This is a genomic window from Bradyrhizobium sp. USDA3516 (assembly GCF_057651995.1).
The window spans coordinates 819,002-832,396 of sequence record NZ_JBYGYN010000003.1 but is presented as its reverse complement, the minus strand read 5'-3'; the positions used below and the strand labels follow the sequence as shown (position 1 = coordinate 832,396).

General features: G+C 65.7%; 13 protein-coding genes. 9 read left to right on the top strand and 4 right to left on the bottom strand.

Going from position 1 to position 13,395, the window contains the following annotated elements:
• The 6 genes from AC24YW_RS14130 to AC24YW_RS14105 form a co-directional block, all read left to right on the top strand.
• Positions 1-313, top strand: a 313-nt coding sequence (locus AC24YW_RS14130; RefSeq protein ID WP_487483288.1) for a response regulator, incomplete at its 5' end; no start/stop codon positions are given.
• 27 nt (positions 314-340) lie between these two features.
• On the top strand, positions 341-817 hold the full coding sequence (locus AC24YW_RS14125) for a chemotaxis protein CheW (protein ID WP_487483287.1): 477 nt from the start codon (positions 341-343) through the stop codon (positions 815-817).
• A 31-nt stretch (positions 818-848) separates the two neighbouring features.
• The gene (locus AC24YW_RS14120; protein ID WP_018321619.1) at positions 849-1,235 is read left to right on the top strand and encodes a response regulator; all 387 of its coding nucleotides are present in this window, start codon (positions 849-851) and stop codon (positions 1,233-1,235) included.
• Between the two features lie 61 nt (positions 1,236-1,296).
• A complete protein-coding gene (locus tag AC24YW_RS14115; RefSeq protein WP_487483286.1) occupies positions 1,297-2,175 on the top strand; it encodes a CheR family methyltransferase in 879 nt (292 codons plus the stop codon).
• 2 nt (positions 2,176-2,177) lie between these two features.
• Positions 2,178-2,495, top strand: a complete 318-nt coding sequence (locus AC24YW_RS14110; RefSeq protein WP_011083221.1) for a hypothetical protein — start codon at positions 2,178-2,180, stop codon at positions 2,493-2,495.
• Between the two features lie 140 nt (positions 2,496-2,635).
• Positions 2,636-3,139 carry a response regulator gene (locus AC24YW_RS14105; RefSeq protein ID WP_487483285.1) on the top strand — a complete coding sequence of 168 codons (504 nt, stop codon included), beginning with the start codon at positions 2,636-2,638 and terminating at the stop codon, positions 3,137-3,139.
• A gap of 21 nt (positions 3,140-3,160) precedes the next feature.
• Here the strand turns inward: AC24YW_RS14105 and AC24YW_RS14100 are convergent, their stop codons facing one another.
• On the bottom strand, positions 3,161-3,463 hold the full coding sequence (locus AC24YW_RS14100; RefSeq protein WP_487483284.1) for a hypothetical protein: 303 nt from the start codon (positions 3,461-3,463) through the stop codon (positions 3,161-3,163).
• A 149-nt stretch (positions 3,464-3,612) separates the two neighbouring features.
• On the opposite strand from AC24YW_RS14100, the gene AC24YW_RS14095 reads away from it, so the two are divergent.
• Positions 3,613-4,248: a response regulator transcription factor gene (locus AC24YW_RS14095; protein ID WP_026202588.1), complete on the top strand. Its 636-nt coding sequence runs from the start codon at positions 3,613-3,615 to the stop codon at positions 4,246-4,248.
• Between the two features lie 72 nt (positions 4,249-4,320).
• Here AC24YW_RS14095 and AC24YW_RS14090 read toward each other — a convergent pair whose 3' ends face one another.
• Positions 4,321-7,929: a PAS domain S-box protein gene (locus tag AC24YW_RS14090; RefSeq protein ID WP_487483283.1), complete on the bottom strand. Its 3,609-nt coding sequence runs from the start codon at positions 7,927-7,929 to the stop codon at positions 4,321-4,323.
• The gene (locus AC24YW_RS14085) at positions 7,907-8,326 is read right to left on the bottom strand and encodes a response regulator (RefSeq protein WP_487483282.1); all 420 of its coding nucleotides are present in this window, start codon (positions 8,324-8,326) and stop codon (positions 7,907-7,909) included. Before AC24YW_RS14085 ends, AC24YW_RS14090 begins: the two co-directional genes overlap by 23 nt.
• 265 nt (positions 8,327-8,591) lie before the next feature.
• Between AC24YW_RS14085 and araD the strand changes: the two genes are divergently transcribed.
• The gene (araD, locus tag AC24YW_RS14080) at positions 8,592-10,331 is read left to right on the top strand and encodes an L-arabinonate dehydratase (protein WP_487483281.1); all 1,740 of its coding nucleotides are present in this window, start codon (positions 8,592-8,594) and stop codon (positions 10,329-10,331) included.
• Positions 10,332-10,427: 96 nt separating this feature from the next.
• Complete coding sequence (locus AC24YW_RS14075; RefSeq protein ID WP_487483280.1) at positions 10,428-11,147, top strand: ribonuclease activity regulator RraA; 720 nt, start codon at positions 10,428-10,430, stop codon at positions 11,145-11,147.
• Here AC24YW_RS14075 and AC24YW_RS14070 read toward each other — a convergent pair whose 3' ends face one another.
• Positions 11,148-13,247 (bottom strand): S9 family peptidase, encoded by a 2,100-nt coding sequence (locus AC24YW_RS14070; protein ID WP_487483279.1) that lies wholly within the window; start codon positions 13,245-13,247, stop codon positions 11,148-11,150.
• Between the last annotated feature and the right edge of the window lie 148 nt (positions 13,248-13,395).

The following is a 13,395-nucleotide window of genomic DNA, read 5'->3' as shown; positions in this document are numbered from 1 at the left end:
CACCGCGCCGACCGCGCAGGAGGGCCTGGCGGCACTGCGCGCCCAAAGCTTCGACGTGATCCTGACCGACATCGAGATGCCCGACATGAACGGGTTCGAGTTCGCGGAAGTCATCCGCTCCGACAACAACCTCGCTTCGACGCCGATCATCGGCCTCTCGGCGCTGGTGTCGCCGGCGGCGATTGAGCGCGGCCGTCAGGCCGGCTTCCACGATTACGTCGCCAAGTTCGACCGTCCCGGTCTGATCGCGGCGCTGAAGGAGCAGACCGCGGGCGCCGCCGGCGCCTCCGAGCTGAGCCGGGCAGCGGCGTAAGAGCAGGACAGGGATCAGGAGACACACATGACCAGCAAGAAGACCCAGTCCGCCGAAGGCGCCATGGTCGAGTACGTCACCGCCATGATCGGCGGCCAGCTGTTCGGCCTGCCGATCTCGCGCGTCCAGGACGTGTTCATGCCCGAACGCGTCACCCGCGTGCCGCTGTCCTCGCGCGAGATCGCGGGCGTCCTCAATCTGCGCGGCCGCATCGTCACCGTGGTCGACATGCGCTCGCGCCTCGGCCTGCCCAGGGACGAGGACGGCAAGACGCCAATGGCGGTCGGCGTCGACCTGCGCGGCGAATCCTATGGCCTGCTGATCGACCAGATCGGCGAGGTGCTGCGCCTGCCCGAGGCCGGCAAGGAAGAGAACCCCGTCAACCTCGATCCCCGCATGGCCAAGCTCGCCGGCGGCGTTCACCGCCTCGAGGGCCAGCTCATGGTCGTCCTCGACGTCGACCGCGTCCTCGAGCTCGAAACCAAGACGCAAATGGCCGCCTGAGCCAACGAAACATCGAAGCCGGAGAACCGAAATGAAGACGTGTTTGGTGGTCGATGATTCCAGCGTGGTGCGCAAGATCGCGCGCCGGATCCTGGAAGGCCTGGAGTTCGAGGTCACCGAGGCCGAGGATGGCTCGAAGGCGCTCGAGATCTGCCAGCGGCAGCTGCCCGACGCGGTGCTGCTCGACTGGAACATGCCGGTCATGGACGGCTTCGAGTTCATGGGCCACATGCGCCGCCTGCCCGGTGGCGACCAGCCCAAGGTCGTGTTCTGCACCACCGAGAACAACGTGGCTCATATCGCCCAGGCGCTCAGCGGCGGCGCCAACGAGTACATCATGAAGCCCTTCGACAAAGACATCATCGCCGACAAGTTCGCTGAAGTTGGTTTGATCCCGGTCGGACAAGCCATGGTCTGAGTGTGTCCGGCCCAAAGTGCTTGGGCCAGAGTGTTCCAGTACAGCTTTCGAGAGGCCATCCGTGACCCCGACCGAGTATGAGTATCTGCGTAAGTTCCTGAAGGACAATTCCGGTCTCGACCTGTCCACAGACAAGCAATATCTGATCGAAAGCCGACTGCTGCCGCTGGCCCGCAAGGCCGGGCTGTCCGGGATCGCCGAGCTCGTGCAGAAGCTGCAGGGCGGTTCGCGCCAGCTGATCACCGACGTGGTCGAGGCCATGACCACCAACGAGACCTTCTTCTTCCGCGACAAGGTCCCGTTCGATCATTTCCGCGACCACATCATGCCGGAGATCATCAAGGCGCGCGCGGCGCGTCGGAGCGTACGTATCTGGTGCGCCGCCGGCTCGACCGGGCAGGAGCCCTATTCGCTGGCGATGTGCCTGAAGGAGATGGGCGCGGCCCTCACCGGCTGGCGCGTCGAGATCATCGCGACCGATCTGTCGCAAGAGGTGCTGGAGAAGGCCAAGGCCGGCGTCTACAGCCAGTTCGAGGTGCAGCGCGGCCTGCCGATCCAGATGCTGGTGAAATACTTCAAGCAGACCGGCGAGACCTGGCAGATCAATCCCGAACTGCGGGCGATGATCCAGCACCGCCAGCTCAACCTGCTGCACGATTTCGCCCAGCTCGGCACCTTCGACGTCATCTTCTGCCGCAACGTGCTGATCTATTTCGATCAGGACACCAAGATCAACATCTTCAACCGCCTGGCGCGCCAGATCGAGCCCGACGGCTTCCTGGTGCTCGGCGCCGCCGAGACCGTGGTTGGACTGACCGACACGTTCCGGCCGATTGCGGAGCGGCGCGGCCTCTACAAGCCGAACGATCCGCGTGCGGCAGCGGCCAAGCCGGTTCTCGCCGGTGCGGCGCCGCGCATGGCGGTGATGGCGGGACGATAATCATGGCCGAGGATGGCAAGGGCGCGGAGCGTGTGACCTTCAGCCGCGGCTATGATGTCTGCATCATGGCCATCGACGGCACCTGGCGGCGCGACTGCAAGCTCAACGCGATCTCCGACACCGACGCGATTCTCACGGTGGAGGGCTCGATCCAGGGCTTGAACCTCAAAGAGTTCTTCCTGCTGCTGTCGTCCACGGGTCTCGCCTATCGTCGCTGCGAGCTGGTCCGTGTCAACGGCGCCGAAATGGACATCCAGTTCCTGCGCGGCAAGAACCGGAAGAAGCGCGGTGCGGCCGGCGGCCACGACGCCGCGGCGTGATCTCGCCGCCGCCGTCGCTGCGCGTTCCGCCCTTTGCTTCACATTTGCTGAACGTTTCCGAGTCAATTGCTCGTGGCAGCTTTACGCGGCTTCAGCGCGCGCCGTGTATCCATTGATGCTCTCAATCCCAGGATACGGCAATGCCCAGAAGTTCTCTTTCCCCGATCTCGTCAAATCTGCCCGACGGCACTGAACGGCGTGCGCTTCAGCTCCTGGTGGTCGACGACGACGCCACGCAGCGCCGCCTGATCACGGTCGCGGCCAAGCAGGCGGGCCACGAGGTCACCGTGGCGCCATCGGTGGCGGACGCAATCGAGAAGCTGCGCGCCGCGCGCTTCGACTGCGTGACGCTCGATCTCGTGCTGGAGGATGGCGACGGCATCGACGTGCTGCGCGAGATGGCGAGCGCGAAGTTTGCGGGCGCCGTGATCGTCATCAGCGGCATGGACGGCAAGCGCCGCAGTGCCGCCCGCAGCTTCGCCCGTTCCGTCGGGATCGAGCTCCAGAGCCTGCCGAAGCCGCTGGATCTCGCGGCGCTGCGCATCAGCCTCGCCAATCTCGGCAAGACCGCGATGGGCCTGCCGGCGATTCACACCTGGGGTGGTGTCGCCACCGACGCGATCGTGGAACGGCACCGCGCCTGAGCTTGCGGAGCCGCCATGCGGTCAGACGCGGCTTCCGGCCGCGTTGCCGGATTCCGATAGACATTGCAGGGCGTGGCCGAGGCCCGCCCGGCAGGCATTGAGGGCCGCGCAAGCGCTGGCGTAGCGGGGCGTGACGTCGTCGAGCAAGACGACATTTGCGGAACCATCCGGATCGCTGCCGTGTTCTTGATCCATGGCTGCGGCGATCCGGCGCATGCTGGTCTCGATCTGTGCGATCAGCAAACGAAGGTCCGCCGCAATCAGCTCACGGCTCTCGACTTCGGACGTTGCGACGGGAGGCGGCGTGTCGGCTAAATTTAGCATGGATATTCTCCGTCCACCGCAATTAGGCGCCATGCCGCTACTTGTGCGTTAAGTCCATGTCCCGTACAAATACGGGTGGGCCGAATCCGCGCCGAGCGTCATAACGATTGGCGCGGACGCGAGTCCTTCATGCCAACCGGATGTGGCACATGGCCGAACAAAGCTCTCGCGGTGAAATCTTCGTCGTCGATGACGACCCTGCCGTTCGCGACACCTTGTCGATGGTGTTGAAGGCGGCGGGCTATGAGGTGATCTGTTTCGCGGACGGTGCAGCGCTGCTTTCCGTGGCGCGAAACCGCACGCCGGCTGCAATCCTGCTCGACGTGAATATTCCCGGGAAGTCGGGTCTCGACATCCTGAAGGAGCTGCACGGCGAGGACTATCCGGCTCCGATCTTCATGATCTCCGGGCAGGGCGACATCGCGATGGCGGTGGGCGCGATCAAGAGCGGCGCGCTCGACTTCATCGAGAAGCCGTTCCGCGGCAGCGAGATCGTCGGCCGCCTCGACGAGGCGATCGGTGCCTATGCGCGCAGGCAGGCGGAGAACGCGTCGCCGAAATTCGGCTCGCTGCATTTCCCCGGCCGCGAGCCGCTGACGCGCAGGGAGCGCGAGGTGCTGGAGCAGTTCGCCTCCGGTGCCTCCAACAAGGAGGCCGGCCGCACGCTCGGCATCAGTCCGCGCACCATCGAGGACCACCGCGCAAACATCATGAAGAAGCTCGGCGCCCGCAATGCCGCCGACCTGATCCGCATCGTGATGACCGCGGCCCAGCGCGCGTCGTAAGAGCGATTGCATTGCGGACATTTCTTCGTCATTCCGGATCGCGCTACGCGCGTCCGGAATGACTCGCAAACATCACCCGCTCAGCGCCTTGCGGATGATCCGCGCCAGATCCGATTTGCGATAGGGCTTGGCCAGCAACATCACGCCGGAATCCAGCCGGCCGTGATGGATGATGGCATTCTCGGTGTAGCCTGAGGTGTAGACCACCTTGAGATCCGGGCTCGACTTCATCATCTCGTCCGCGAGCTGCCGTCCGTTCATCTTGCCGGGCATGATGACGTCGGTGAATAGAAGGTCGAACGGCTTGCCGGCGGCGACGATCGCGAGCGCTTCCGCGGCGTCCGCGGCCTGCAACGTGACGTAACCCAGCGAATGCAGCTGCGCCAGCACGTAGTCGCGCACCAGGCGGTCGTCCTCGACCACCAGGATCGTCTCGTGCCCGCCCTCGATCGTCGCCGGCGTCACGCCCTCGCCGACCGCCGCCGGCGTCTTGCCGGGCGGCAGATACATCTTGATCGTGGTGCCGTGGCCCTCCTCGCTGTAGATCTTGATGTGGCCTGCGGACTGCTTGATGAAGCCGTAGACCATCGAAAGCCCGAGCCCGGTGCCCTTGCCGGGTCCCTTCGAGGTGAAGAAGGGATCGAACACCCGGGGCAGCATGTTCGCAGGGATCCCGGTGCCGGTGTCGCTCACCGCGATCAGCACGTAGTGCCCGGGCGGCACGTCGTTGGCGCCGGCATAGACCTCGTCGAGATAGGCGGCGCCGGTCTCAACGATCAGCTTGCCGCCGCCGGGCATGGCGTCGCGCGCGTTGAGCGCGAGATTGAGGATCGCGGTGGTGAGCTGGTTGGGATCGACGATGGCCACGCAATTCTCGTCCTCGAACACCGATTCGATCTGGATCTGCTCGCCGAGCGTCGGACGCAACAATTTCGCGGTGTCGACGATCAGCGAGTTGATATCGATCTCGCGCGGCTGGAGCGGCTGCTTGCGCGCGAAGGCGAGCAGGTGCTGGGTCAGGTCGGCGCCGCGCGCGGCGGCCTCGTCGATCATCTTCGTGATCGCCGCGAGCTGCGGCTCCTTGGCGACCGCCTCCGCGAGAATCTCGATCGTCCCGGTGATGACGGTGAGAATGTTGTTGAAGTCATGCGCCACGCCGCCGGTGAGCTGGCCGACGGCCTCCATCTTCTCGGCATGGCGGATGCGCTCCTCGGCGGCGATCTTGTCGGTGAGGTCGCGGTAGAAGACGTTGAACAGCAGGCCCTCGCGGCGCTTCAGCGCGGTGACGCTCAGCTCGGCCTTGAACTCCTTGCCGTCGCGGCGGCAGCACATCAGCTCGCGGCGGCGGTTCAGCGTCCGGCCACCCTCGTCTTCGAGGAAGCGTTTCAGGCCGGCCCGGACCCGGTCACGTTCGCTCTCGGCGACGATGAGGTCGATCGTGCTCTTGCCGAGTACCTCCTCGCGGCGCCAGCCGAACAACTGCTCGGCCTGCGAGTTCCAGTTCAGGATGCTTCCGGTTTCGTCGGTCTGGACGAAGGCGTCGAGCGCGGTTTCGACGATGTTGCGGGCGAGCCGCTCGCTCTCGCGTAGCGATTCCTGTGCGAGCCGCGCTTCGGTCATGTCGCGCCCGACGAAGAAGAAGCGCTGGGCAGACGAGGACCAGCTGCCGAGCCAGGACAGCCAGACCTCGTGCCCGTTCTTGTGGAAGCAGCGGGTGTCGGCCAGCTTGACGCGCTCGCCGCGGCGCATCGCGCGCATCTCGGCGCGGGACTGCTCCAGATGACCGGGATGGATGAAGTCGGCGCCGCTGCGGCCGATCATCTCGTCCGGCCGATAGCCGAGAATGGCCTCGCTGCTCGGGCTGATCTGCGCGACATGGCCGTGCGCGTCCATGATCATGATCAGGTCCTGCGAGGTCTCGAAGATCTGCCGCCGCTCCTCGAGCTGGTGCTGCAGCGCCCGCTCGGCGCGCCGCGCATCGGTGAGGCTACGCGCGCTTCCCGACGCGCCGATGACCTCGCCCGACGGTCCCTTGATCGGCGACAGGCCGAGCGAAATCTCGACCGGCGTGCCGTCCTTACGCAGGCGGACCGTCTCGAAGCGTTCGATCGGCTCGCCCCGCGCGATCCGTCGCAGGTACTCCTTGCCTTGTTCGCGGCGGTCGGGCGGGACGATGATCGACGTCGGCTTGCCGATCGCCTCCTCCGCCGTATAGCCGTAAAGGCGTTCGGCGGCCGGATTCCAGCCGGTGATGATGGCATCGAGCGTCTGCATGACGATCGCGTCGTCGGACGATTCCACCGCGGCACTGAACAGGTTCTCGCGCGCCGCGTGATGGCTCCGCGCGGCCTCGGTGCGGCGATGCTCCTCGATCTCGCGTTCGAGCGCGGCCGTTTTCGCGCGCATCTCCTCCACCATCCGCGCAAAGGCCCGTGCCAGCACGCCGGTCTCGCCGCTGGCATCGACGGGGATCTCCGCGGGACGTCCGCTGCCGATGGCCTGCACCGCCTCCGTCAGACGCCCGATCGGGCGGGTCAGCGAGCGCGCCAGCAGCACCGCGAGCGCAGCCGCGGCGAGAACGGCCAGCACGCCGACCAGCAGGGAGGTTTTTTGAATGGCCGCCGGCACGCGGCCGAACACGGACGGGGGAACGGTCACGACGATGGCGACCCATTCCTTGCCCGCAAGCGGTACCGGCACGAATGTCGCGCCACTCGTCCGGCCCGACTCGTCGGTCGTGACGCGCGTGGCCACCTCCGACGTGCCGGCCAGGGCTGAGAAGAACGGAAGGTCCTTGCGCCAATCGGCCGGATGGCCCCGCGATGAGCCGAACTCCCGCGTCCGGTCGGGATGGACGAGATAGTCGCCGCGCGCATTCACGACGTAGATCTCTCCGCCCGAGGTCGTCGTCGCGCGGACCCGGTCGAGTGCCGGGCGCATGTCGATATTGGCCACGATGATGCCGAACGGCTTGTCGTCGGTCGTGAACAGCGGCATCGCCACGCGTAAAGTCGGTGCCTGACGCGCCGTCGTTCCGCCCTGACGGGTCGCGAGCTCGATGGAAGACACATAGATCTCCCCGGGCCCAAGCCGTATGGTTTCCTGGAAGTAGGCGCGGTCGCCCCTGCGCTCCAGTTCGCCGTCCGGGGCGATCCGCGCTGCTCCGTTCGGACCCGAACGATCGACGTGGACCAGTTCGCGCTGGTCGTTGTCGACGCCGATGATCCTGAACTGCCCGTAGATGGGCTTGGCGTCGATCTCGGCCGCGAGCCGCGCCGCGATGCGCGCGCGCCAGGTCTGCTCCGAGACACCGTCCGCAGGATCGATCCCGCCCGCGCTATGAGCGCGGATCAGGCCGTTGATGGCCGCTGCGGCGCGATAGCCGACCAGATCGCCGCGGACGCCGGCAACGTAGGATTCAAGGTTGTTCGCGAGCAGGCGCGATTGGGCTTCGACCCGCTCCAGCACCCGCGGAATGACGGCCTGTGTGGTGTTGCGATAGCCCAACCATCCGACTGCGGCCACGGTGACCGCAACCAGCAGGATCATCGCGATGGCCAGCCGCGTGGCCAGCGTCGTTGCTGCTCGCATGGGGAGTTTCGCCGGACCTGCCGCATCGCTGCGCCATTTCTGGCTTGCAGCAGAGGAGGCGTTCTTGTCATCGGCGGCCGGAGCGGACATCGGACCCCTCCGGCGCGTCGGCCTTCAGGCAATCTGCGACCACGGCAAGCAGTGCATCGGGCCGGAACGGCTTTTGCAGGCTGGCCACCGCGCCGAGCTTGGTCGCCATCTTCAGGAAGTCCGGCTCCGCATAGGCATCCGGCGTGATCGAACGGCCGGAGATGACGACGATCGGAATGGCCGGGGCCAGCGCCCGAATGTGACGCATCGTCTCCAGTCCGTCCATACCGGGCATGAAGATGTCGAGAAACATCAGGTCGAACCGGCTGGCCTCGAACAGCGCCAGCCCCTTGCGGCCATCCCCGGCGACCGTCACGTGATGACCCGCCCGTTCCAGCAGCAGCCGGATGGTGAACTGGACGGCCGGATCGTCATCCACGATCAGGATGTTGGCCACGTCTGAAATCCTCCACGGTCGGAGGGAGTGTCCCAGCGACCGCAAATCAAACCAATGAACACGAAATTGTTGCGCGGATTCTCGACGGCCGGCAAGCGCTTCGGAACCCCTTGGGCCCGGGCTGCCGCTTTATTGCGCTGCACTGTGCGGTGTGCACGCCTGAGTGCATAGCAGAGGCCCGCCCCTCCGCCCGCCCGGCGCCTTGCCGGGGATGGATCGCCTGTGAGAAGAGCAGGGCGAAGCCTCCGGATCGACAAGGAACGAGATGACCAACAAGAGGAAAACACCCGACCAGCTCCGCAGCGCGCGCTGGTTCGCACCCGACGATCTGCGCTCGTTCGGCCATCGCTCCCGCGCCATGCAGATGGGTTACGCGCCGGAAGAGTGGAAGGACCGCCCGATCATTGCGATCCTCAACACCTGGTCGGACGCGCAGCCCTGCCACATGCACTTCAAGTCGCGCGTCGAGGACGTCAAGCGCGGCATCCTGATGGCCGGCGGCCTGCCGCTGGAGCTGCCGGCGCTGTCGCTGTCGGAATCGCTGCTCAAGCCTACCACCATGCTCTATCGCAACCTGCTGGCGATGGACGCCGAGGAGCTCTTGCGCAGCCATCCCGTCGACGGCGTGGTGCTGATGGGCGGCTGCGACAAGACCACGCCGGCGCTGCTCTTGGGCGCAACCTCGATGAACATTCCGGCGATCTATCTGCCGGCAGGCCCGATGCTGCGCGGCAATTGGAAGGGCAAGACGCTGGGTTCCGGCTCCGACGGCTGGAAATATTGGGACGAGCGCCGCGCCGGAAAGATCTCCGACAAGGACTGGCTCGATATCGAGGCCGGCATCGCCCGCAGCTACGGCACCTGCATGACCATGGGCACCGCCTCGACCATGACCGCGATTGCGGAAGCGATCGGCATGACGCTCCCCGGCGCTTCCTCGATCCCCGCCGCCGACGCCAACCACATCCGCATGGCCAGTGAATGCGGCCGCCGCATCGTCGAGATGGTGTGGGAGGATCTGACGCCGAAGGTGATCCAGACCCGCAAGGCGTTCGAGAACGCGATCGCGGTCGCGATGGCGATGGGCTGCTCCACCAACGCCATCATCCATCTCATCGCGCAGGCCCGCCGCGCCGGCCAGGATATCGGCCTCGACGATTTCGAGACCGCGAGCCGCAAGGTGCCCGTCATCGCCAACGTCCGCCCGAGCGGCGATACGTACCTGATGGAGGATTTCTTCTACGCCGGCGGCCTGCCGGCGCTGATGGGCCAGATCAAGCCGCATCTGCATCTCGACTGCATCACGGTCACAGGCAAGACGGTGGCTGAGAACATCGAGGGGGCCGAGGTCCACAATGCCGACGTGATCCGCGGCATCGACAATCCCATCTACGAGGAAGGTGCGCTCGCCGTGCTCAAGGGCAATCTCGCGCCCGACGGCTGCGTCATCAAGCCCTCCGCCTGCGCACCGCGCTTTCTCAAGCACATCGGGCCGGCGCTGGTGTTCGACGACTATCCCGCGATGAAGAAGGCGGTCGACGATCCCAACCTCGACGTCACCGAGGATCACATTCTCATCTTGCGCAATGCCGGGCCGCAGGGCGGGCCGGGCATGCCGGAATGGGGCATGCTGCCGATCCCGACCAAGCTCGTGAAGCAGGGCGTGCGCGACATGGTGCGCATCTCCGATGCGCGCATGAGCGGCACCAGCTACGGCGCCTGCATCCTGCACGTCTCGCCGGAATCCTATATCGGCGGCCCGCTAGCGCTGGTGCAGAACGGCGACCGCATCACGCTCGATGTCGCCGCGCGCACCATCAATCTCGATGTGAGCGAGGCCGAGCTCGCAAAACGTCGCGCCGCCTGGAAACAGCCCGAGCGCCGTTTCGAGCGCGGCTACGGCTGGATGTTCACCAAGCACATCAAGCAGGCCAATGACGGCTGCGATTTCGACTTTCTCGAGACCGATTTCGGCGCGCCGATCGGCGAGCCCTCGATTTATTGACCGTCGTTCCGGAGCGATGCGAAGCATCGAACCCGGAACCTCGAGATTCCGGGTTCGCTTCGCGCCCCGGAATGACGAACGAGAGAGAAAACGCCAATGTCAAAACTGTCCGAAGCCACTCGCACAAAACTCAAATCCGTCTCCACCGCCACCGTCGCCACCGCCTTGTTCAAGCGCGGCCTGCGCATCCAGATGATCCAGGATGTCCGCCCCTTGAGCCCGGACCAGCCGACCATGGTCGGCGAAGCCTTCACGCTGCGCTACATGCCGGCGCGCGAGGACCTCAACACCATCGACGTGTTCAGGGACCGCTCCCATCCGCAGCGCAAGGCGGTCGAGGATTGCCCGCCGGGCGCCGTGCTGGTGATGGACAGCCGCAAGGATGCGCGAGCGGCCTCGGCCGGCGCGATCCTGGTGACGCGGCTGATGAAGCGCGGCGTCGCCGGCGTCGTCACCGACGGCGGCTTTCGCGACTCCGCCGAGATCGCAAGGCTCGGCTTTCCTGCCTTCCACCATCGCCCCTCGGCGCCGACCAACCTGACGCTGCATCAGGCGATCGAGATCAACGTGCCGATCGGCTGCGGCGATGCGCCGGTGTTTCCCGGCGACGTCATCCTCGGCGATGCCGACGGCGTCATCGTGATCCCCGCGCATTTGGCAGACGAGATCGCCAACGAAACCTTCGAGATGACCGCGTTCGAGGATTTCGTCACCGAGGAAGTAGGCCGCGGCCGCGGCATCTTCGGTCTCTATCCCGCCACCGATCCGCAGACGCTCACCGATTTCGCGGAATGGCGCAAGAAGAACGGAAGGTAGCTACGCCTCCGCCATCCCCGTCGCCCACAGCGCGAACGCGTACACGATCGCGACCTCGTCGAGCCGGTCGAAGCGGCCCGACGCGCCGCCGTGGCCGGCGCCCATATTGGTGCGCAGCAGAACCGGGCCGCCCCCACGCATGGTGGCGCGCAGGCGTGCGATCCACTTTGCGGGCTCCCAATAGGTGACGCGTGGATCGGTCAGTCCACCCATCGCCAGGATCGCCGGATAGTCCTTTGCCGCGACGTTGTCGTAAGGCGAATACGACAGGATGGTGCGGAAATCCTTCTCGCTCTCGATCGGGTTGCCCCATTCCGGCCATTCCGGCGGCGTCAGCGGCAGCGTGTCGTCGAGCATGGTGTTGAGCACGTCGACGAACGGCACCTCCGCGACGATGCCGGCGAACAATTCGCCGGCACGGTTGGCGACCGCGCCCATCAGCATGCCGCCGGCCGATCCGCCATGGCCTATGATGCGCTTGGCGCTGGTGTATTTCGCGTCGATCAGTGCCCGCGCGCTCGCGGCGAAATCGTCGAAGCTGTTGGTCTTCTTCTCGCGCTTGCCGTCGAGATACCAGCCCCAGCCCTTGTCGGCGCCGCCGCGGATATGCGCGATGGCATAAACGAAGCCGCGATCGACCAGCGACAGGCGGTTGGCGCTGAAGGACGCCGGCATGGCCATGCCGTAGGAGCCGTAGCCGTAGAGCAACAGCGGCGCCGCGCCGTCGAGCTTCAGCCCGCGGCGATAGAGGATCGAGACCGGCACCTCGGCGCCGTCATGCGATTTCGCCATGATGCGCGTCGTGACGTAGTCGACCGGGTTATGACCTGACGGAATCTCCTGCCGCTTGCGCAAGATTCGCGTGCGCTTGACCATGTCGTAATCATAGACTTCCGACGGCGTCGTCATCGACGAATAGGCAAAGCGCAAATTCGTCGTCTCGAATTCGTAGGAGCCCATCGTATCGAGCGAATAGGCGGCCTCGTCGAAGGCGATGGCATGCTCCTCGTTCGAGGCGAGATCGCGGATCACGACCGACGGCAGCGCATTGGCGCGCTCGAGCCGCACCAGATGGCCGGCATAGAGATCGAGGTCGATGATGTAGATGCCGGGCCGATACGGGATCAAATCGCGCCAGTTCTTGCGCTCGGGCGCCTGAAGCGGCGCGGTGACGATCTTGAAGTCGATGGCGTCGTCGGCATTGGTGAGGATGAACAGCTCGTCGCCGCGGTCGGCGAGCGAATATTGCACGCCCTCCTCGCGCGCAGCGACCAGGCGCGGCGGCGCCTCGGGGTTGGCGAGATCGATCAGCCGCTGCTCGCTTGTCTCGTGATCGCCGCCGGCGATGACGCAGAAGCGGCCGCTGGTGCTCTCGTGCAGGTGGGTGAACCAGCCGGCATCCTGCTCCTCATAGACCAGCGTGTCGTCGGCCTGCTTGGTGCCGAGCTTGTGTCGCCACACCTGCATCGGCCGATGATTGTCGTCGAGCTTGACATAGAAGAAGCTCTTGCAGTCCGCGGCCCAGACCACGCCGCCGTCGGTCTCCTCGACGACATCGTCGAGGTCCTTGCCGCTCGCCCAGTCGCGCACGCGGATGGAGAAATATTCGGAGCCTTTGGTGTCGGCGCTCCAGGCCTGCAGCTTGTGATCGTAGGAGTGGCGGCTGCCGCCGAACTTGAAGTATGTGTGGTTCTTGGCGAGCGCGTCGCCATCGAGCACGATATGGCCCTCGCCGCCGTCGCGCGGCATGCGGCCGAACAGCTCGTGCTGCCCGCCCTCGCGAAACCTGCGGAAATAGGCGAACGGCCCGTCGGGCGACGGCACGCTGGAATCGTCCTCCTTGATCCGCCCGCGCATCTCGCGCACCAGCGTCTTCTGCAAGCCTGCGGTATGGCCGAGCAGGCTCTCGGTGTAGGCGTTCTCCTCGTCGAGATATTTGCGGATGTCAGGATCGAGCACGGAAGGATCGCGCAGCACCTCCTGCCAGTTCGCGTCCTTCAGCCAGGCATAGTCGTCGGTCACGACGATGCCGTGCCGCGTGAAGGAATGCGGCCGGCGCGGGGCGACGGGGGGCTTCGAAGGCGTCTTGGCTTGGGTCACTCGGTCCTCATCATCTCTTATTCGCGCGGCGCTCCCTCTTCACCTCTCCCCGCTTGCGCGGAGAGGTCGGATCGCCCTTGCGATCCGGGTGAGGGGGTACAGGTCTCGAATACCTCACGTGTCGAGAGAGCCCCTCACCCCAACCCTC